Genomic DNA, 19,528 nt, shown 5'->3' with positions numbered 1-19,528 from the left:
ATCAGTTGTTGACGGTGGTGTTGGTCCGGCCGAACCACTTGGGGTGGTCCGCGACGTTCGTGTTCTTCTGGTGGACCGTGGCGCCGCCGTAGTGGTGGTGGGTCTCGTTGTGCGTGGCCTTCAGGCCGCGGATCGCGGAGCCGACCGCGACGACGACGGTGGCGAGGGCCGCGATGGGCAGCGTCACGAACAGCACGGACGTGAGGGTCACGGCGGCGAATCCCTGGCAGGCGAGCCAGACACCGCAGCCGATTCCGGTGATGCCGGCGCCGACGCCGATGGAGGCCACGGCGACCCCGGCCGCCCACGCGGGCACGATCCGGCGGTCGTCCTGGTGGACCGGCTCGGCGGTGCCGTACGCCGGGGTGGGCGTGGGGTCCACGAACCTGGTCGAGGTGGCAACAGGCTCCGACCGCCACAGACCCTCGATGATCTCGCGGGCCACAGCTTCGGCGGCCGACTCGCTCAGCGGTTCGCTCTGGGGGTGGCTGTTGGCGGGGTTCTCGGTGCTCACGGCGACCTCGGCTTTCCGGCTGGGAGGTGGCCGGCCCCCGGGCCGAAGTCCGGGGGCCGGTCGGTCAGTTCTGGTTGGTGCGGTACTTCTTCGTGCGGCGCAGCACGTGGTCCCGGGAGAAGCCAGTGGCGTCCACGACGTCGAGCTGGAGGGCGTTGCCCGCGTCCAGCTCGGCGGCGATGGACTTCCACATCGCCTCGTCGGCGGCGGCCTTGGCCTTCTCGGCGTCGTCGTGCGCCTGGTCGCGGACCTTCTTCAGCTCGGTGAAGCGGGCCTTCGCGGCGGTGCGGGTTTCCTGGTCGGGCTGAGCTGCCATTGGGGCGGGCTCCTTCGGTGTCGTGAGGGACGATGGGGGCTCCCTCCCGCTGCCGTTCGGAGCGGGATGCGGGGCCCGGGGCGGCCGGTGATCCTTGGCCGGGTGTCGGCCGCCCCGGGGCGTGTCTACCGGGTCAGCGGGACCTCGGGGGCGGGCACGGTCTTCTCGGCGGCCTCGTCGACGGCCGTCATGACGTCGACGGTGTCGTCAGCGGCCCACTTCAGGCTGTTGGCCAGGCCGTGGTGACCGAGGTCGCGGGCGCGGTGCTGGAGGGCCGTGAGGTAGTGCCAGGTGTCGTTCAGCTCGTCGTGCAGGGCGACCAGGCCGGGCTGGAAGCCGAGGGAGTCGGTGATGCGGGCGGCTCCCTTGCGGTGGGTCGCCAGGCGCCGCTCGTAGTTGTCGAAGGCGTTCTTGCCGATGACCTCCTCGACCTCGTCCACGGTGTCGTAGGCCCAGCTCTGGCCGATGAGGCTGAGCAGGAACGTCATCAGGCGGTTCGGCTTCTTCACGCTTGCTCCTTCGCTGGCTTTTCTGCTGGCGGTTTTGCGTGCCCCGGGCCCGAGTCGATCGGGCAGCGTCACGCCTGGTCCGGGGCTGGCCGGTCAGACCATGAGCCGGTACTCGTCGACCATTTCGGCGGTGTTCACGAGGTAGCGGACCGCCCGCTTCACCAGGACGTCGTGCTCGGCGCCCTCGGAGTCCATGGCGTCGCTGAGGTACTGCGCGGCGGTCTCCAGGTCCTCGGCGCCGTTGATCCGCGCGAAGTAACCGAGGTTGTGGGCGGCCGTGCCGAGCTGGTCGATGAAGTCCGCGGGCGTCGTCGCGGGCTCCGCTTCGGCGGCGAAGGCGATGTCGTCGGTGAACGGGGCGAGAGCGGCAAGGGCGATGGTGGCCACTGGTGGGTTCCTCTCGAATCGGCTTGCTTTTTCGCTGGCGGTTTTGCGTGCCCCGGGCCGGAGTCGATCCGGCACCATCGCGGCGGGTCCGGGGCTGAGCGCCGGTCAGAAGCCGCGGCGGCGGGGGCCGGAACCGGAGACGCGACGGGAGGGGACGTTGATCCGGCCGGACATCGAACGCGGGCGGACGTCGAGGCGCTCGTCCATCGCGGCCTCGGTCGCGGTGACATCGACGTCGCCGGACATCGTGTGGGCGTCGATGTCGCCGCCGGCGGTCGCGTGGACCCGGATGTCGCCTGACATCGACTTCAGCCGGGCGGTGCCGCCGAAGTCCCGGATGCGGATGTCGCCGGACATCGTGTTGGCGTCGACCACGTCGGTCAGGTTCAGGTTCACGTCGCCGGACTGGGTCTTGGCGCTGATGTCGGCGGCCTTGTTGACTGTGACGTCGCCGGACTGGGTGGAGGCGGTGACCTTCTCGGCCTCGTCCACCCGCAAGTCGCCGGACTGGGTGTGGCCGGAGACCAGGGCGAAGGAGCAGCCGAGGGCCTCGATGTCGGCGGACTGCGTGCGGCCGATGACCTTGCTGCCGGGCGGCACGATGGCGGTGATCTCGATGGGCGCGCTGCCCGTGACGACCGTGGTGTTGCCGCTGACCTTCACGCCGTTCACGTAGACGTCGCCGCCGACGAAGTTCCCGCCGATGATGCCGCCGTTGAAGGTCATGCCGGTCATCTCGCCGTAGACGGTCCCGGCGCTCTGGATCACGGTCATCCCACGTCGGCCGCCGGTGATGACGGTGGTGCCGCCGCCGTTGCCCTTGCCGTGCACGGTGGCGTTCAGGCCGGTCGCGGAGGGGCGGAGCGTGGCGTCGCGGACCGCGTCGGCGGCGGCGCCCTCCTCGTCGGTGGTGCTGATGACGAGGGTCGCGCGCTTGCAGACGGCCTCGGCGCGGACGGAGATCACGCCGCCGTGCCCGAGGAGGCTGGCGTCGATGGTCACGGGGCCGGTGGTCTCAGCGACGAGCTTTCGGGTGGTCACAGATCTTCTCCTCTACGGATCAGCTTGCGTTTCCGCTGGCTTTTTCGCTTGCGGTAATTAGATGATGCAGACTCCGAGTCTGCATGTCCAGGGGTTCGCAGACTCTGAGTCTGCATAGAGCGCGTTCGTGCAGGTCAGCGGCCGGAAATTTCTTCCGGGGGAGGGGCTGTCAGGTGCTGCTGCGGTGGCAGACCCCGCACGGGATCTTGACCTCAGAGGTCTTGCCGGTGGTCGCGTGGACGCGGGTGGAGATGGTGACCATGCCGCCCCGGCAGCCCCTCACCGTGCAGCGCCGGCGCTTCGGCTTCACGCTCCTGGTCGGCCCGGCGCCGCCGGTCTGGAGCGTCCAGGCCGTGGTGAGCGCGGTGGCTTTCGCGGTGCTGATCGCCTCGCCCGCCTTCTCGCTCGCGGCGTCGGCGGCGTCTTTCGCCTTTCCCTTCACCGCGCCGGTGACCGCGCCGGCCTTCTCCTTCACCTGGGCCTTGGCCGCCTTCTTCTTGCCTCGCCACCACTTCTTGACCTCGGGTGCGGCGTACTCGTGCACGGCCTTGGCCGCGCCGACGGCCTGGTGGAAGTCGAACGTGGGGTAGAGCTCGCCGGTCATCACGATGCCGCGCCACTCGGCGGTGAAAACGTCGCGGTCCTCTTCCTTGCGGCGCTGCGCCCATCCGGCGAGGACGGCGTCGACCAGGCCGTTGGTGACGACGCTGGAGTCTTCGCCCTTGCCGCACGACAGGCAGCAGATCCAGGCGGGCCAGACCTCCCGGAAGCCGTGCTTGTGGATCTCCAGGGAGAAGCCGTTGCCGCACTCCGAGCACAGCAGCTCCCGGCCGTCGACGTACGCCATCCCCACCAGCTTCAGGTCGGCTTTCACGTCCATCGGGGGTCTCTCCTCGGCTCTTTCGGTTTGTCAGGGTTTGGGCGGTGCTGAGACCTGGATCGGGCCTGGATGGGCGGGGCATCGATGCAGGTCAGGAGGGGTGGGCATCCTGGACGGGTCCCGGCTCGACCTGGACGGGGGCCGTCCAGGTCGAGGGGGGTGCCGTCCGGGTCGACGGCCGCCCGGTCCGGGGTGATACCAGGGCATTCCGGGCGGCCGTCCGGGCTGAATCCGGGTTCTCAGGCGGTCAGGCCGTACTTCGACTGCACCGCCCGGAGCACGGCCGTGAGCGGGTAGCCGTTGAGCGCGGACGCGCTGTCCTGCCAGGTGCGCTTCTTCTTCTCGGCGTCCTCGCGCACGACCAGGCGGGCGAGCTTCTCGGGGCTGATGTCGAGCCCGGCCGCCTTGAGCGCGTCGACCAGGACCGTGCCCGGGAGCCAGTCGACCTCGCCGGTGGCGTCCTCCTCCTTCGCCTCCTGGTCGTACGCGTTGAAGACGTCGACCAGGACCGCGAGGACGTCGGCGTCCTGCTCGCCCTTGTCCCGGAGCTGGTCGGCGAGGGTCTTCGGCCCGTCCGGCAGGGTGCCGGCGGCGTCGCGCAGGTCGTACGCGCGCTTGATGAGCAGCTCGACCTGGTCGTCGGTGTAGTAGTCGGCGCGAACCAGGGCGGGGTTGGAGCCTTCGGCCCACAGGAATCCGGCGCCGCGCATCTCGGGCTCGATGGTCTTCGCCGAGTAGCCGGCCGCCGCGGCGCCCTTGCCGAGGATGGTGTCGGACGCCTCGGGGGTGGTGCAGCGCAGCGCCCACCGGATGGACAGCAGGTCCCGCAGGCTGGTGTCCACGACGTCGCTGCCGGGCTTCTGGGTGGCGCAGAACGTGACGATCCCGGCCGCGCGGCCCCTGCTCACGAGGTTACGCAGGAGCTTGGTGATCTTCTTCCCGAAGTCGTCGTCGGTCGTGTAGAACATCAGCTCGTCCACCCACAGCAGCTTCTGCCGGAGCAGCGGGTACTTGTTGGCCAGGTCCTCGGTGACCTTGCGCTTGCCGAGCTTCTTGAGCAGGGCGTATCGCGCCTTCATGTCGGCGACGGCGGCCTTGAGCATCTCGTAGAACGCCTCGGGGTCGGCGTCTCCCTCGAACCATTCGCAGAGTTCCTCGAACGGCTCCAGGTCACCACCGCCCTTTCCGTCGGCGAGCCACAGAATGACGCGCGGGTCGAGGGCGGCGGCCAGCAGGATCACGTTGCCGGACGCCGACTTGCCCGCGCCGGGCTCGCCGCCTACCAGGCCGGACCGCTCGACCACGGAAATCGACATCGGCAGGCCGCGCACGTCCGGGCCGATCGCGATACGACCCCAGAAGTTGGTGGCCGCCTCCAGGGCGAGCAGCGGGCCCGCCTCGGCGCTTTCGGTGAACGGCAGATCCTTCGAGACGTAGATTTCCAGACGGCCGGAACGGGCGCCCTTTCCCTTGGTCTTGGTCATGCTGACCTGCGCGTCCTCGACTCCGAGAGCGGAGGCGATTTCGGAAAGGGCCCGCATTGCCTTCTTCGCCGGAATTCCGGGCGGCAGGTCGATAACCGCCGACCAGGCGCCGCGCGCGTCCAGCATCGGCATCTGCACGATGTGCAGGGTCTCCTCGGCGCCGATGACCTTCGCGTGGCGGAACACCTCGTCCAGCATCGGCGCGGTCATCGGGTCGCCGTCGCCGAGCGAGCGCCAGTCCGCCGACCAGTCCGTCTCCTCGACCACGACCTCACGGCCCGCGAAGGCGCCGCCCGCGAACGTGGCGAGCGCGCCGGCGGTCGCGCCGAAGGCTCCGGCTCCCAGGTAGCCGGTGCTGATCGCCGCCAGCGGCGGGCCGTACGCGGCGCCGGCGCGCAGGGCCCGGAGCTTGCGGCGGTAGTTCTTGGCCTGCTTGTGGGCGTTGACCGCCTGCATGGCGACGGTCTGGGTGCGGTCGGCCTCCAGGAGCGCGGTCTTCTTCTTGTTCTTCATGAGGGCCGGGGTGTAGCGGGCGGCGCGGGCGGCGGCGCGGGCCTCCTTCGCGGCGATGTGCGCCTGGTGGGCAAGGGCCTGCGTCTGGATGCCCTCGAAGCCGGTGACCCAGTCCTGCACCCGGCGGGCGCCGCGCCTGAACTGGGCGGCGTGGCCGCGCTCGGTGCGCTGGCGGCGGACCCACCGGCGGTAGGCCCGCAGACGGGAGCGGTAGACGACTCCGGAGTACATGGCCCAGCCCTCGGCGCTCTTGGCCCAGGCCGGGATGAGCGGGCGGTCGTCGAAGGCGTCCAGGTCCAGCTCGGTCTTCTCGACCTCGGCCTTCTCGACCGGTGCCTTCTCCAGGGTGACCCGGCCCTCCAGGACCCGGCGGGCCGATTCGACCACCGCGGCACGGTCGGTGGTCTCGGTGATGCCACCCAAAGCGGGGGCGGCGTCCGTCGGGCTGGCGTCGGGGGCCGGCCGCGCGCTGCGGAGGAAGGTGACGGTGGCCAGGTCCGTACGCTCCGGGCTCGGGCCGGTCGGCATCTCGGTCATGCTGGTGCTTCTCCTTCGGGAGGAAGCGGGACCCTGGCGGTCGCTGTAGGAGGTGGAACGCCAGGGCCCCGCGCTTTTCGGTGGGGCGGGAAGATCAAGCGGCGGCCGTGAAACCGTCCGCGCAGGGGGTGCAGGCTTTGAGCGAGGTGGCGATGCAGTACTCCCTGACCTCGCCGCACTCGGGGCAGGTCCGGCGGGCCCGCATCGCCGCCGCGAGGGAAGCGATCTGCCCGGGGGAGCGGGGCTTGGGCGGGGTGGCCCGGTCGACCGGATAGAGGCGGGCGAACCGCGGCACGCCCGGCGACTTCTTGCTGAACCACATCACCTGCGCCACCGCCGGGCCCCGGGGCCGGAGCCCCTTCGCCACGAGCTGGTCGCGCGTCGCCAGGCCGTCCGGAGCCATCCGCCAGAGGAACGTCGGCACGTCGTGCCGCTCCCCCTTCGGGTCCCAGAGATCAGCGAGGCGGCCCATCGGTCAGGCCCCCACCGCAACGGCGTCGCCGTCGCCGTCGATGAGCTTCAGCTTGCGCTCGGCGACGACCAGGTCCCGCAGCCGCCGGGCATCGTCCCGCCGGATGCCGATCCGCTTCGACAGAGCGGCGGCGGAGATCTGGTTGCCCTCCGCCACGAGTTCGGCGGCGGCCTTCAGCCCGTCCGGCAGGAGCGCCTTCAGCTCCTCGTCGGACCGGCCCCGGCGACTGTTCCCGCTGGCGTCATCGCCAGCGTTCCCAGAAGCCTTTCCGCTGCCCTTCTCGCGGGCTTTTTCGCTTGCGCCCTCAGACCCGTACATCCCAATTCCCGCAAGGGCTGTAGCGCCCTCAGAGGGCCGCTGGAGAGCGGGGAGCGGGAGACTCGGACCGAGGGTCGGGATGCCCTCGGAGAGGCGGTGCGGGAGCGGGTTGTAGAGGCTCGCGAGCATCCCCGCGCGGACCAGCTCCGGGCGGACGTGCTCACCCAGTTCGAAGGCCGCCCCGAGCTGTACCCGGGCGTCGGTGGCCGCCGCGTACACCTTGGCGGACAGACCCGGCTCGGCACCCTCCTTGATCCGCCACGCGGTGGCGAACGCCTCCTCGTCGCTGATCGCCTCGAAGGGCAGCGCGGACAGCAGACGGTCGGCCTCGGACGCGATGTCCTTGTGGTGCTTGCGCCGGTCGGCGAGGTGCTTCTTGCGGGCCTTCTCCCGGCGCCGCTCCTCGCGGGTCTTGCCGTGCGACCCGTGGGTCTTCATGTCCCACAGGTAGATCGCGACGATGGACGACCCGGCGAAGACCCAGGCGACCCAGGAGTGCTCGGGCAGGGCCTCGGACCAGTGCCAGTACTGCACCGCGGCGGCGAGGAAGGCGGTGATCCAGGTGGCGACCCGGTACTTGCCCGCCGGCCGTCCGGCGTCCTCGGCCTGCTTGCCCATGAAGGTCAGGGCCCAGGCCGTGCCCTCCAGCATCGCCGACAGCAGCGCGGCCAGGAGGACGAACACCCCCGCGTCGGCCAGGGAGACGACCTGCGAGATGACGGCCGGGACGATCGAGCAGACCATCACGAAGCCGACGAACGCCGTCACCGGGTTCCGGTTCAGCCAGCCGGTGAGCTTGCCGACCTTGGCTCGGCGCGCGGCCCGCTTCCGCTCCTTCTCCTGCTGCCGGGCCCGCTTGTCCGCCTGCTCCTGGCGGCGCTTGGCCTCGGCGTTCTTCCGGTCCTGCTCGGCCTTGGCCTCGGTGTCCTTGCGCTTCTCCTCGGCGGCGAGCCGCTTCTCCTCGCGCTTGGCCTCCAGCTCAAGGCGGCGGTCCTCGCGTGCCTGCTCGGCGCGCACCTCGGCGTTCTTCCGGGACTGCTCGGCCTGGGCCGCGGCGTCGGCGCGGCGCTCCTCGCGGTAGCTCATCGGGTACCTCCAGCCGCCGGGTTCGCGATCCCGGACAGCACGGTCGCCAGCTCAGAACGGAGTCGGGGGGAGACGGGCCGGACGTGGGCGCGGCGGGCGAAGGTGTCGCCGCCGGCGGCCGTCGCGCGGGCCACCATCTCGGTGATGACGCTGACCAGAGCCGCGACACCGGCGATCACGCCGAGGGTCATCTCCAGCACGGTCAGCAGGAACAGCGCGAGGTGGGCGAGGAACCTCATGCCGCCACCTCCGCCGGGATCTCGTCGCGGACGATGCGCAGGGCGGCGCGGACCGCGCGGCGCTCGGCGCGGGGCGCGCGGGCGCGGGCGACGGCGGCGGCCGGGTTGGTGGCGCCGAGGGTGGCGAGGACCTCGTACGAGTCGAAGTCGGCGGCCGTCCAGTCGGCCGTGATGTCGTCGGCCTCGAAGCCGAGGACGTCGTCGGCGGCCTCCAGCTCGGCGACGACGGCGGCCGGGGCGGCGGGGGCGGTCTTCCGGGCGCGCAGTTCACGCGGCATCCGGCGGAGCAAGCTCTTGTAGTACGCGGCGTCCTCGCGGTCCGTGTCCGTCTCGACCTGGAAGTCGGCGAGGAAGCTGTCCAGCGCGGCCCGGCTGAAGAGTCCGCCGGCGGTGAACTCCTCGGCGAGGTCCAGCGGTTCGACCTCGGGAGCGAAGCCGCCCGCGACCTCCAGGAACTCGGATCCGGTAACGATGCGCTGGCCTGCGACGATGATGTTCATGTGGGTCGTGCCCCTCTCGGTGTAACGGCCCCGGCGGCTCCCCGGCGGTCTGGCAGATCACCCGGGGAGCCGCGCTATGTCGGGCCAAGTTCTGGCGTTTTGGGCATAGTTGTGACCCGGATACAGAAGGCATACCGGGCCCTTTCACCGCTTCCGCTGAACTAGTTCTGCGGGGCGACGTGATGATTAAGGCACCCTCCGGAGCCGCTGTCAATAGAACTAGTTCAGAGTCTCGCCGACATGGCAGATTGAACTAGTTCTGCGCTTCCCGAGCGACGCGAACGCAAGGTATGGTCGGCCTGGCTGTCCAGATAGAACTAGTTCTGACAGACTGGGGACGCGCAATCAGACATGAGGGAGCAGGCGTGGAGGAGAGCAAGGTCCCGAAGGTTCAGCGGCTCGCCGCTGAGCTTCGAGACAAGATCCGACGGGGGGTGTATCCGCCCGGGTCCCCCCTGCCGAAGGTCCGCGACCTCCAGGAGGCCGAAGGGGTCGCCTTCCAAACGGCGCGGGACGTGTACAAGGTCCTGGAAGACGAGGGGCTGATCTTCTCCCGGCGGGGGGAGGGCACCTTCGTCTCTCCGATCCTCGGCAAGATCCACCGTGACGGGACCGGCCGGTACATCAAGGCCGCCCGCGAGGAAGACGGTGCTCGCGGCGCCTTCGCCAGCGAGATCGCCCGCCTGGGCATGACGCCGCATTCAGCGACGGTGATCAGCCGTCTCAAGCCCCCCGCCCGGGTCGCCAAGATCCTGGGCACCCACCATGCCGCGAAGGTCCTGGTCCGCGCACGCACCATGCGCGCGAACGAAGCTGTCGTCCAGGTCGCCACCTCGTACTTCCCCGGAGACATCGCCTTCGGCACCCAGCTCGAAGAGCAGGACACCGGCGAGGGCGGCAGCAAGTCCCGCCTCGCGGAGGCCGGCCACGCCCAGGTCCGAATCCGCGAAGAGATCAACGTGCGGACCCCGACGAAGGAGGAGGCAGACGCCCTCAGCATCCCGGCGTCCCGCCCCGTCTACGAGATCACCCACATCGGTCTGACCTCCGAGGGGCGAGCCGTCGAGGTCTGCATCCACGTCCTGCCCATCACGCTGTGGTCGCTCAGCTACGAGTGGCCCATCGACCAGCACGAATCCTGAGAGGACCCACCCTTGAGCACCAAGAACGCGATCGTCCGTGACGCGACCGAGCGGTACCTGAAGGAGCGTCGCGAGGCTGGCGAGAGCCGCGGCGCCTTCGAGACCGAGATCAAGCGGCTCGGCGGTACCCCCCGGGTCGAGACCCAGGTTCGTCGCAGCCCGGCCCCGGCGGAGGTTGCCGCCATCCTCGGCATCTCGGACACCGAGGAGACCGTCGTCCGGGCCCGCCACATGTACAACGGCGACCAGCTCGTCCAGCTCGCCGACTCGTACGTGCCGCTGGACGTCGCCGAGGCCGCCGGGATCGAGAACCCCGACCCGGGCCGGGGCGGCATCATCAGCCGGATGGCAGAGGCCGGGTTCGCCCAGACCGAAGTCATCGAGGAGGTCGTCCAGTACCCCGCCACCCAGGTCGAGGCCGACGCCTTCGGGGTCGAGGTCGGGAGCCTGCTCCTGCAGATCACCCACATCGCTCACACCGCCGATGGACGCGCGGTCGAGGTGACGGTGCACCGCCCCGGGCCCGGCTGGGTCCTCCGCTTCAGCACTCCGCTGAGCTGATGTCCGTGGGGCCCGGAACTCCGGGCCCCACACCCAGTCCTCCATCACAACGCGGTCACGCCGCTCCATCGTTCGCACCGCAAAACCGGACGGATCGTCCCCGGCGAACGTGGCCGATGAAGATCAACAGCGGATGTGGGTGCACGATGAGGCCCAGAAACGCCGAAGGCGCCCTGGCAGGGGCGCCTCGGTCACTGCAAAAGCCGGGACCACACATTCCGGCGAAGTTCGAGCGGTACGAGAAAAGGACGCTCACACATGAGGGTACGAGATGGATTGGCCCCGGTGCCACACCGCCGGGAGAACAACACGGCTGCAACCCGGGCCCTCCGGACAAAGTTGCTGGCCAGCGCGCTGCGGTACGCCGAGCGTGGGATGTACGTCCACCCGCTCCTGGTGGGTGCGAAGGAGCCGCGGTGGCTGAACTGGGAGACGCGGGCAACCCGTGACCCGGAGGTCATCGAGCGGACGTGGGGCCGGGCCCCGTTCAACATCGGCATCGCGTGCGGGCCCTCGGGGCTGGTCGCGCTCGACCTTGACGTGCCGCACGAGGGGGAGGTGTCCGGTTCCCCGGAGATCGTGGACGGCATGACGATGCTCGACTCCCTCGCGGCCCGGACGCCGGGTGCGCGGATCACTCCGACCATGGCGGTGCGGACGCCGAGCGGCGGCCGGCACCTCGTCTACCGGGCTCCGGCCGGGACCGCCGTACGCAACACCGCGCGGACCCTCGGGTTCTGCCTCGACACCCGGGCGGCCGGCGGGTATGTCGTCGGCATCGGCTCGGAGGTCGACGGCGCCTCGTACGTGCTTGAGCAGGGCAGCCCGACCGATCCGGCAGTGCTGCCGGAGTGGCTGCTGACCCTGGTCACGACCGCACCGACGCCACCCAAAGCCGGGGGAGCGCCGCGCCGGGCCGATGTGGTGGCCCGGCTGCGGGAGATGACCCGGCAGGGCACGCGCGAGCAGCGGTGGGCCGCGGGCATCCTGCGGTCGGAGTGTGACGAGCTGGCGGCGATGAAGCAGGCGGGCGGCCGGAACAACCGGCTGAACCTCGCGGCGTACCGCGCGGGCCAGCTCGTGGCGGCCGGGCTCGTGGACCAGGCCGTCGCCGAGGAGCACCTGACGGAGGCCGCGCAGGCGGCGGGGCTCGGGGTCGACACCCCGCGCGAGATCGAGAAGACGCTGCGGTCCGGCATGTCCGCCGGCCTCGCGCGCCCGCGCCGGATGGGCGGTGCCGCCTGATGCGAACGGCACCCCAGGACACTAAGGCTCGGCGCCACGTACACCACGCCTCGGACCTGATGAAGGCCCCGCAGGCGCACCACCGCCCCGGGGCTCGGCACCCGAGGAGTGGCCTCGAATGCGAGACCGTCGTACCCCGTCGCACCTGCTTGCGTCCCCGTCTGGTGATCGGGGGTGCGGCGTGAGCGAGGACATGGACTTCAGCCCCGAGGACCTCGCTGCCTTCCGGGCCTGGAAGGCGCAGACCTCGGCGACGCCCCCGGCGCAGCGGGGCCGGGGGAAGGGCGCCGCCGGCGGCGGCGAGAAGATGAGCGTCGCGGACCAGATCATCGCGATGGCCGACAGCCGGTACGAGTTCGGCACGTCGGACGCGGGCGACCTGTACGCGGTGCCGAAGGACGGGCCGCGGATCGCGCGTCTGCTGCGCGGCGGGCGGATCTCGCTGCGGGCGGAGCTGGCCCGGACGTACTACGGCCTGCACAACAAGGCGGCGTCGTCGTCGGCGCTGGCCGACGCCATGCTCGCCATCGAGGGCCGGGCGCAGGCGGAGGACCCGGTGCCGCTGCACCTGCGGGTCGCGCCGCTGGGCAAGCGGCCGGAGCACGGCCTGGTCCTCGACCTCGGCCGGGCGGACGGCACGGTCGTCACGATCACCCGCGAGGGGTGGTCGGTGGCGCCGGCCGCCGAGGGACAGCCGCTGTTCCGGCGCTCTCAGTTGACCCAGCCGCTGCCGGTGCCGGTCTCGGGCGGGTCGCTGCGGGAGCTGCGCGGGCTGCTGAACGTCACGGACGAGTCGTGGCCGCTGATGGTGTCGTGGCTGGTCTCCGGGCTGGTCCCGGGCATCCCGCACCCGCTGCTGTTCCTCTCCGGCGAGCAGGGCACAGCGAAGACGAGCGCGACGAAGATGCTCGTGCAGCTGCTCGACCCGAGCGCGGCGCCGGCGCGGTCGACACCGAAGGACCCGGACGACTGGGCGACCGCGGCCGTGGGCTCGTGGGTGGTCGGCCTGGACAACCTCAGCCGCATCCCGGAGTGGCTGTCGGACGCGATGTGCCGCGCGGCGACCGGTGACGCCAACGTGAAGCGGACGCTCTACAGCGACAGCGACGTGACGGTCCAGGAGTTCCGCCGGGTGCTGATCGTCAACGGCATCGACGTCGGCACGCTGCGCGGTGACCTCGCGGACCGGATGATCCCGGTGCACCTGCACCGGATCACCCAGCGGCGCACCGAGACCGCGCTGTGGGAGGCGTACGACGAAGCGCACCCGCGCATCCTCGGCGCGCTGCTCGACCTCCTGGTCCAGGTGCTCGGCAAGCTCCCGGCGATCCGGGAGAAGGCCGACCGCGGGGAGATCCCGCTGCCCCGTATGGCCGACTACGGCCTGATCATGGCGGCGCTGGACGAGGTGTACGGCGTGCCGGAGAAGTCGATCCTGCGCGACTACCTCCAGCAGCGCACCGAGCTGGCGGAAGAGGTGGTGGAATCCAACCAGGTCGCCACCCAGCTCCTGACGTTCATGAAGCGGATGCCCGCCCGGCCGGAGGACGACGTCCAGGCGTGGGAGGGCACGGCCGGGGAGCTGTTGGAGGAGCTGACCAGCCAGGTCGGCATGACGAACGACAAGTGGCCTCGAACGCCGGGCGCGCTGTCGGGCCGGATCAACCGTGTCGCCTCCGACCTCGACAAGCTCGGGGTCGACATCGCCCGCACGAAGTCGGGCAGCAAGCGGTCCCTGACCATCACCTACATCCCCAAGCCCGACCCGTCCGCCGAGCCTGAGCAGCCGGAGCCGGTCCAGGAGTCCATCACCGTGTAGCGCCCCCGCGCCACCGCCGACCCGCCGTGCCGAGCACGCGCGGGCTTTCGGCGTGCCCGCAGGTAGGGGCGGGTTATCTAGCTTGATTGAACGCGAATCCGCAGGCAGACACAGCCCTGTCTGCGTGTCCTGCGGGGGAGGGGTCGGTCAGCTCCCGGCGGTGTACCGGGCCCAGGCGTCGGCGAGGACGTCGAGCGCGGCCTCGGCGGCGCCGGCGCTTTCGAGGTGGTCGGTGTACGTCTCCAGCTCGTCGGGGCCGTCCGGCCAGTCCGGGTCTGCCGCCGCGTCCCGGGCGAGGTCACCGATAGCGCCGTTGACCTGCGAGAACTGCGCCAGCCAGCCGCCGAAGCCTTCCACGGGCCCGTCCTTCCCTCGTCCGTTGCCGATCCGGTGCCGCACCCTACCGCCAGCCTCCGACACCGCTCACGCAGCGTGAGGTGACCCAGGGACGCAGGGACGCACCTGGGCAGGGACGCACCCAGGGACGCACCTGTGAAATGTGCGTCCCTCGGGGCTCAAAGTGCGTCCCTGGGACGCACATCGTCCCTAGTGCGTCCCAGGTGCGTCCCTGCCGTTGACCTGCCACGCGTCCGTTATGCGGCTTTCGGTGGGACGCAGGGACGCACTTGACCCCCTCATCTCTGTTGGAATGACGAGAAGAAGCAGAGAGAAGAGAGATGTAGGGGAAAAGAGCGTCCCTGCGTCCCTGCGTCCCTCCCGGGCCACCGCCCTGATCTACAGAACGTGATCGACTCCGAGCCGCAGACGGCGACGATCCGCGCCGCCGCGCCCCGCACCCCGCTTTTGGGTGGCGCTGAGCAGCCCCGTGCGGCTTCAAGCCGCCTCGCGGACGGAAGGCAGGCACCACCTTGCGCAGCCGGGCCGCAGCGCTCAGCGGGCCGTACGGGTGAGGTGGGGCGCGTGACGTGCGGCAGGCCGCGGTCCGCGCCCGGCGACGGCCGGGAGGCCGGCCGCGGCCGGTTCGGCCGTCGCCGGTGAACGCGCGGACCGCAGGGGCCCGCACCCGGGGGTGCCGAGCGCGGACGCGCTCGTCCGCTTTACCCCTCCCCTCCAGGTCGCGCGGCCGAGGTGCGCCCCTCACCGGCGGTGCGTCCCTGCCGACCAGGTCAGGACAGCAAACCGCCCGCATTCCCGCGTGCGGAAAAGCAGGCGGAAACGGGGGCGGAAGGCCGGACGTCAGGCAGCGCGCGGCACGAGCTGGTGGTAGCAGCCGAGGCAGACCGGCAGCGGCGAGGATGTCTCGGTCGGCGTCTCGACCCGGATCAGCAGACCCGGCTCGGCGGGACTCGTGCAGGCCGGGACCATCCGCGACGCATGGAACAGGGCGCACGCGCACCGGCACCCGCCGGGCCGGTCCTGCTCCCAGGAGTACATCGCGTTCATCCGGACGGTGAGGATGGGCGGCAGCGCGTCGGTGTCGAACGCCGTCACGCGGCACCCTCCTGCTTGGCCGCGCCCGGGTCCTGGATCTTCAGCCGCCGGAAGTGGGCCTCCAGCGCCTCTTCCACGAGCGTCTGCGGGTTCAGCCCGGTCTGCTCGACCGCCGCGGTGAGCTTGCGGTCGTTCACCGGAAGGATGCGCACGGTCAGCGCCACCCGCTCCGGCCCGCGCGGCCGGCCCCGGCGCCGGGGCGCACGGGCGGCCACCTTCGCGGCGGGAGAGGGCCGCTTCGGCGGGGCCTCGGGCTCCGGCTCCGGGCCGTCGTTCTCGCCCACAGGATCGCCAGCATTCCCGCTGGCGGAATCGTCAGCGTCGGAACTCTCGCCACCCCAGGTCCCGGGGTTGTCCCAGTCCGGCTCCTGCGCACCGGACAGGTCCGCGGGGTCCTTCTCATCGCGGCCGGCGCGCTTCTCCTGCTGAGCCTGGCGGGCCTTGTCGGCGAAGGTGGCCATCAGGACTTCTCCTTCAGATGGGGCAGGGTGTGGAACAGGACCTCGCGGTACGCGGCCTGGAGGCGCTTGGCCTCCCGGCCGGGCGCGGCGGTGATCGGCATTGAGCCGGTCCGGCAGACCTCGCGGATGGCGTAGTTCCTGACGATGGTCGGCAGGACCAGGTCGCCGAAGTCCTCGCGCAGGCGGTCGTCCCAGTCCTGGTGGATCTGCCGGTACTCGGTCTCGCGCGGCACGATGTTCCGTACGATCCCCGAGATCTCCAGGCCCTCGTTGAGGCCGCCTGGGGCGGTGTAGTGCTCGATCGAGGTCATGGCCTCGGTCGCACCGTCGTGACCGTCGTCGGTCAGGGTCGCGGGGATCAGCACCTTCTTGGTCGCGATCAGGGCGGAGCCCACGATCTTCCCGCCGGCACGCGGCGGCACATCGAGGAAGAGGACGTCGACCAGGTCCCGCAGCCCCCACAGAGCGCGCTTGAGCCGGAACTCCATCCCGGTGGTCGCGTCGGTCTCGCGGTTGCCGAACTTCCGGACGCATGGCAGCACCCACACGTTCGACGGCCAGTCCTTGCCCGCGCGGACGAACGCCTTGCGGGCGAGCTGCGCCGGGTCCTGAGGAGGCTTCTCTTTGTCGACGTAGTACACGTCATTCACCGACAGCTCCGGGTCGACAATGCCCAGCTCGTCGGTGAGCGTCGAACGCGGGTCCAGGTCGACACCGCCCACCCTCAGTCCCAGCTCGGCGGCCACGGCGATCAGTCCCGCCGTCAGCGATGTCTTCCCGACGCCGCCCTTCTCGCTGACCTCAGCGACGATGTCCGGGTCTTCGGCCACGGGTCCTCCCTCCTTCTTCAGGTAAGCCGAAGACTGCCGACAACGCTTGCCTAAGCGCAAGCTGGACCGCACGCTTTCCCGCAAGCCGAAATGCCAGCGGGAGCCCGCTGAAGTTCGCGCGCTATCTAGCTTGATTGACCGCAAACAAGCAGGTGAAATCCGCGCCAGTGTCAGCGTTTGCCAGGGAGTGCTATCGAGTGGCTCGTTTGACCGCGGAGCGGATGATGTCGCCGGTGGTGACGACCTGGGCCTGAAGTTCGGCCTTCTGCAGTATCGCGTCGGCGTCCGGCCGGGGGGCCATCGCGGCGCACCAGAGGTCGAGGATGGTGACGGCGCCGCGCCGTTGGGCCTCGCGGAAGATGACCTCCGGGCCGTCACCCCACCGGGTCTGCCACTCCCACAGCGCGGCCACGGCCGGCGCCGACGTCCAGTAGCAGCCGCGGGTGAGCTGGTCGCCGAGGGCGCCCGGCAGCTTGACGTACATCCGGCCCTTGAGCTTGGTCGGCTCCGAGCCGCTGCGCTGATAGTGCCGGGGACCGGTGCCGACACGGCGGCCGGGGGTTGCGAGGTCCTCGGCGGGGACGGGGTCGTACTCCCCGTGCATCCGTCGGCGCTTCAGCTCGGCGCGGACCTCGCGGGCCACCACCAGGTCGCGGGTTCCGGCGAGCTTGCCCAGGTCCCGGAGCCTGCGGAACTCCTTGCGGATCTCCTTGCGGGCCTCGCTGAGCGCCTTGCCCCGCAGGAAGCGGGTGCCGTAGAGGTCCCGAGCCTCGGCCAGCCATGCCTGCTCGGCCTTGAACCCGTCCTTCACCACATCGTTCAGCGCCTGGAGGTCATCGGGCTCCACAGCGACAACGAAAGGCATTAGCGACATGGCGCGCAGTCTAGCTAGATATACCGCCCGCAGATCCGTTCCCGAGACCGTTCACGCGCGTGCGAAGGACGGTCTCATCAGTTCCATCATGCTTGCTAAATAGATAGCATTTCCGCTTGCGGTAAATGGTCCAAGCAAGCTAGATAACGCGCCACTAAACGCGCAGGTCAACCCGCGTTTTCGGGTTGTTGCGCGAGGCAGATTGCGGCTCTACCTTGCCTTATAGGAACCCCTCACAGGAGGTCGTCTTGCCCAGCTCGATCCCGCCGCTTCCCAATCTCACCCGGTACACCGACTGGGCCCTGGTCCCGGACGGACTGCACACCAAGACCCAGCTCGACCGCCAGGGCCTCAAGCCGGGCTCCGACCCGGTCGGCCAGGTGCTCTATCACGGCAACTGTTACGCGCCGCTGTACGAGGCGACCGCCGCGGTTCCCAAGCGTCGGGTCTCGGCGGCGCAGCGCGCCGTGCTCGACCGCGCCCGCGAGTTGCAGTACCAGTGCCGGCGGTGCGGCGTCCATGAACGCGAACCGCTCGGCAAGGGCAGGTTCTGCGACCCGTGCCGGTACGCGATGACGATGTGGGAGCAGCACGACCAGGCGCAGCTCCTCTCGCGCGAGCTGGTCGCCGACCCGGCCGCCGTGCTCCTGGTCGTGGACGTCGAACCCGACTCGCTCCCGGAGGCCCAGGGCGTCGCCGTCGTCGGCGTGCGCGACCGCCAGGTCCTCTACGCCGCCCCGGCCGGGGAGTACGGCACCCCCGAACGCGGCGCCGTCCTCGACCGGCTCGATGCGCTCCTGGCGGGCCGGCGGGTGGTCGAGGAGCCCGACCACATGGGCCCGAACCGCCGCTACCCGCAGGCTCTGCTGCGCCTGCCCGACTCCGGGCCGGTCGTCTCCGGCCGCGACCCGCTGCACCCGTGGGCCGCGCACAACTCGGCGGCCAACGCCTCCGTCGCGCGGATCTGGGCTCCCTGGTACGCGCACACCGACTACCCGTACAGCACGGTCCCCTGCCTCCCCGGGCACGGTGAGACGGTGCCGTGGTCGCGCTCGCTGGACGTGGCGGCCGACGGGCAGTCGATGGCCGGCCTGCTGCACAGGATCGCGGACGGCACCGAGCCGGTGTGGGAGCGCGCGGCGTGGACGCTGGACGGCCACGGCGTCGGCATCGAGGAGAGGAGTGCCTGATGTCGTCGCTTCGGATCATGGACTCCGACCCGGGCAAGGCGCAGCGCACCGCCGACGCGGTGCGGAGGGCGCTGGAGGCGTCGCCGGAGGTCGTGCTCGGCAACGTGTCGCTCGTGCCGAACCGGCGCGACGGCGGCGCCCGGGTCTTCATGGAGGTGCTGCTCCTGGAGGCGCCGGCCGCGCCCGGGAACGACGACCAGGAGGTGACCGTCGAACGCGCCGACCGGACCCGGCCGCGCACCTCCCGGCGGGCGCTGCCGCGCGGTGGGCACAGGGAGGTCGGCGCATGACATCCGCCTCCGACGTCTGGCGCTCCCCCGAGGGCGAGCACTTCCGGTCCTGGGGGCCGGAGTACGGCTCATCCGTCGTCACGCTCCGGCCCGTCGCCTACGACCCGGACACCGGCCAGTGGAGCACCGACCGCAACGCCGTCCCGGTCGAGGTCGACGCGACGGTCTTCGAGGAGACGTACGTCCAGGTCCTGCTTGAACGGCTGCGGGACCCGCGCATCACCCGGCTGACCGGCCTCGTCCACGAGCTGCTCGCCGACTACGAGCGGAGCACGGGCCTCCCGCCGGCGGACGCCGACGCCATCCGCGCCGCCCTGGACGCCGTCGCCGAGATCCCGGAGGAAGCCCGGCAACGCCGTCACGCTGCCGCCAGCTCGGCAGCACGGCAGGGCTTCCACCGGGGCCGCGGGCGGTAGACGGACGGCCTGACAGATCTTGCAACTCGCGTTCCGTCCGGGACGAAAGCAGGGCCCGCGCCGGCACCGGCGCGGGCCTTCGCCGTGCCGGTCGCCGGTGGAACCCTCGTGACACGCGCGCGCGTAGGACGGTTCAACGAAGTTCCACGAAGTGTTCCTTCCGCAGGTCAGAGCTTTCTCGCCGGGAACCTCTACGGCTACCTCGACCCCGCCCCGTTCCACGGCGGACGGCCTTGGATGCGGCAGGGTCGAGGAGGACCCTGGAGGTGTGGCCAGGAAGAAGGTGCGGCGGTGCAGTCAGTGCGGTGCCGAGCTGCCCGAGGACAGCAGGCGGTCCCGCCGGTACTGTTCGCCGAAGTTTTTGCGCGCACTCTCCGTGTCCCGAGTCGACGTGTTGCGGGTGGAGTGCGTCCGGCAGCGGAGGTTCAGGACGGCCTCAGCGGTGTGATGTC

The 19,528-nt window shown here is 70.8% G+C and carries 23 protein-coding genes; 7 read left to right on the top strand and 16 right to left on the bottom strand.

The features are described 5' to 3' along the window. Position 1 precedes the first annotated feature (1 nt). From ACFVFQ_RS36420 to ACFVFQ_RS36370, 11 genes are all read right to left on the bottom strand, one after another. Positions 2-514 carry a hypothetical protein gene (locus ACFVFQ_RS36420; RefSeq protein WP_383424623.1) on the bottom strand — a complete coding sequence of 171 codons (513 nt, stop codon included), beginning with the start codon at positions 512-514 and terminating at the stop codon, positions 2-4. A gap of 64 nt (positions 515-578) precedes the next feature. Next, positions 579-830: a hypothetical protein gene (locus ACFVFQ_RS36415; protein ID WP_383424622.1), complete on the bottom strand. Its 252-nt coding sequence runs from the start codon at positions 828-830 to the stop codon at positions 579-581. A gap of 125 nt (positions 831-955) precedes the next feature. After that, complete coding sequence (locus ACFVFQ_RS36410; RefSeq protein ID WP_383424620.1) at positions 956-1,339, bottom strand: hypothetical protein; 384 nt, start codon at positions 1,337-1,339, stop codon at positions 956-958. Between the two features lie 93 nt (positions 1,340-1,432). Continuing rightward, positions 1,433-1,726, bottom strand: coding sequence for a hypothetical protein (locus ACFVFQ_RS36405; RefSeq protein ID WP_383424618.1), 294 nt, complete (start codon positions 1,724-1,726; stop codon positions 1,433-1,435). A 105-nt stretch (positions 1,727-1,831) separates the two neighbouring features. Then, on the bottom strand, positions 1,832-2,767 hold the full coding sequence (locus tag ACFVFQ_RS36400) for a DUF4097 family beta strand repeat-containing protein (RefSeq protein WP_383424616.1): 936 nt from the start codon (positions 2,765-2,767) through the stop codon (positions 1,832-1,834). 169 nt (positions 2,768-2,936) lie between these two features. Then, positions 2,937-3,647, bottom strand: a complete 711-nt coding sequence (locus tag ACFVFQ_RS36395) for a hypothetical protein (protein ID WP_383424614.1) — start codon at positions 3,645-3,647, stop codon at positions 2,937-2,939. 239 nt (positions 3,648-3,886) lie between these two features. Continuing rightward, positions 3,887-6,181, bottom strand: a complete 2,295-nt coding sequence (locus ACFVFQ_RS36390; RefSeq protein ID WP_383424612.1) for an FtsK/SpoIIIE domain-containing protein — start codon at positions 6,179-6,181, stop codon at positions 3,887-3,889. A gap of 94 nt (positions 6,182-6,275) precedes the next feature. After that, positions 6,276-6,653 (bottom strand): RRQRL motif-containing zinc-binding protein, encoded by a 378-nt coding sequence (locus tag ACFVFQ_RS36385; RefSeq protein ID WP_383424610.1) that lies wholly within the window; start codon positions 6,651-6,653, stop codon positions 6,276-6,278. Between the two features lie 3 nt (positions 6,654-6,656). Then, on the bottom strand, positions 6,657-8,057 hold the full coding sequence (locus ACFVFQ_RS36380) for a DUF2637 domain-containing protein (protein ID WP_383424608.1): 1,401 nt from the start codon (positions 8,055-8,057) through the stop codon (positions 6,657-6,659). Further along, positions 8,054-8,296 (bottom strand): hypothetical protein, encoded by a 243-nt coding sequence (locus tag ACFVFQ_RS36375; protein ID WP_383424607.1) that lies wholly within the window; start codon positions 8,294-8,296, stop codon positions 8,054-8,056. The genes ACFVFQ_RS36380 and ACFVFQ_RS36375 overlap by 4 nt, the downstream gene beginning before the upstream one ends. Next, entirely contained in the window at positions 8,293-8,796 is a 504-nt protein-coding gene (locus ACFVFQ_RS36370; RefSeq protein WP_383424605.1) for a hypothetical protein, read from the bottom strand. The genes ACFVFQ_RS36375 and ACFVFQ_RS36370 overlap by 4 nt, the downstream gene beginning before the upstream one ends. Before the next feature lie 365 nt (positions 8,797-9,161). On the opposite strand from ACFVFQ_RS36370, the gene ACFVFQ_RS36365 reads away from it, so the two are divergent. From ACFVFQ_RS36365 to ACFVFQ_RS36350, 4 genes are all read left to right on the top strand, one after another. Next, positions 9,162-9,938, top strand: a complete 777-nt coding sequence (locus tag ACFVFQ_RS36365; protein ID WP_383424603.1) for a GntR family transcriptional regulator — start codon at positions 9,162-9,164, stop codon at positions 9,936-9,938. Between the two features lie 12 nt (positions 9,939-9,950). Beyond that, positions 9,951-10,499 (top strand): UTRA domain-containing protein, encoded by a 549-nt coding sequence (locus ACFVFQ_RS36360; RefSeq protein WP_383424601.1) that lies wholly within the window; start codon positions 9,951-9,953, stop codon positions 10,497-10,499. 258 nt (positions 10,500-10,757) lie between these two features. Then, the gene (locus ACFVFQ_RS36355; protein WP_383424599.1) at positions 10,758-11,744 is read left to right on the top strand and encodes a bifunctional DNA primase/polymerase; all 987 of its coding nucleotides are present in this window, start codon (positions 10,758-10,760) and stop codon (positions 11,742-11,744) included. Between the two features lie 181 nt (positions 11,745-11,925). Beyond that, positions 11,926-13,563: an ATP-binding protein gene (locus ACFVFQ_RS36350; RefSeq protein WP_383424596.1), complete on the top strand. Its 1,638-nt coding sequence runs from the start codon at positions 11,926-11,928 to the stop codon at positions 13,561-13,563. 147 nt (positions 13,564-13,710) lie between these two features. Here the strand turns inward: ACFVFQ_RS36350 and ACFVFQ_RS36345 are convergent, their stop codons facing one another. The 5 genes from ACFVFQ_RS36345 to ACFVFQ_RS36325 all read right to left on the bottom strand — a co-directional run bounded on the left by ACFVFQ_RS36345 (position 13,711) and on the right by ACFVFQ_RS36325 (position 17,180). After that, positions 13,711-13,920, bottom strand: a complete 210-nt coding sequence (locus ACFVFQ_RS36345) for a YozE family protein (protein WP_383424594.1) — start codon at positions 13,918-13,920, stop codon at positions 13,711-13,713. 840 nt (positions 13,921-14,760) lie between these two features. Continuing rightward, positions 14,761-15,015: a DUF6372 family protein gene (locus ACFVFQ_RS36340; protein ID WP_383424592.1), complete on the bottom strand. Its 255-nt coding sequence runs from the start codon at positions 15,013-15,015 to the stop codon at positions 14,761-14,763. Next, on the bottom strand, positions 15,012-15,476 hold the full coding sequence (locus tag ACFVFQ_RS36335; RefSeq protein WP_383424590.1) for a hypothetical protein: 465 nt from the start codon (positions 15,474-15,476) through the stop codon (positions 15,012-15,014). The genes ACFVFQ_RS36340 and ACFVFQ_RS36335 overlap by 4 nt, the downstream gene beginning before the upstream one ends. Continuing rightward, positions 15,476-16,306: a ParA family protein gene (locus ACFVFQ_RS36330; protein ID WP_383424589.1), complete on the bottom strand. Its 831-nt coding sequence runs from the start codon at positions 16,304-16,306 to the stop codon at positions 15,476-15,478. Before ACFVFQ_RS36330 ends, ACFVFQ_RS36335 begins: the two co-directional genes overlap by 1 nt. Before the next feature lie 190 nt (positions 16,307-16,496). Further along, positions 16,497-17,180 (bottom strand): hypothetical protein, encoded by a 684-nt coding sequence (locus ACFVFQ_RS36325; RefSeq protein ID WP_383424587.1) that lies wholly within the window; start codon positions 17,178-17,180, stop codon positions 16,497-16,499. Between the two features lie 248 nt (positions 17,181-17,428). On the opposite strand from ACFVFQ_RS36325, the gene ACFVFQ_RS36320 reads away from it, so the two are divergent. Genes ACFVFQ_RS36320 through ACFVFQ_RS36310 form a run of 3 tightly spaced genes read left to right on the top strand, consistent with a single transcriptional unit; the run spans position 17,429 to position 19,076 of the window. Beyond that, on the top strand, positions 17,429-18,370 hold the full coding sequence (locus ACFVFQ_RS36320; RefSeq protein ID WP_383424585.1) for a hypothetical protein: 942 nt from the start codon (positions 17,429-17,431) through the stop codon (positions 18,368-18,370). After that, the gene (locus ACFVFQ_RS36315; protein WP_383424583.1) at positions 18,370-18,660 is read left to right on the top strand and encodes a hypothetical protein; all 291 of its coding nucleotides are present in this window, start codon (positions 18,370-18,372) and stop codon (positions 18,658-18,660) included. Before ACFVFQ_RS36320 ends, ACFVFQ_RS36315 begins: the two co-directional genes overlap by 1 nt. Beyond that, a complete protein-coding gene (locus ACFVFQ_RS36310) occupies positions 18,657-19,076 on the top strand; it encodes a hypothetical protein (RefSeq protein ID WP_383424581.1) in 420 nt (139 codons plus the stop codon). Before ACFVFQ_RS36315 ends, ACFVFQ_RS36310 begins: the two co-directional genes overlap by 4 nt. The last annotated feature ends 452 nt before the right edge of the window (positions 19,077-19,528 follow it).

The sequence above is a fragment of the Streptomyces sp. NPDC057743 genome (assembly GCF_042798755.1).
GTDB lineage: Bacteria > Actinomycetota > Actinomycetes > Streptomycetales > Streptomycetaceae > Streptomyces.
The sequence above is the reverse complement of the archived record's forward strand: the minus strand, read 5'-3'. Positions and strand labels throughout refer to the sequence as shown.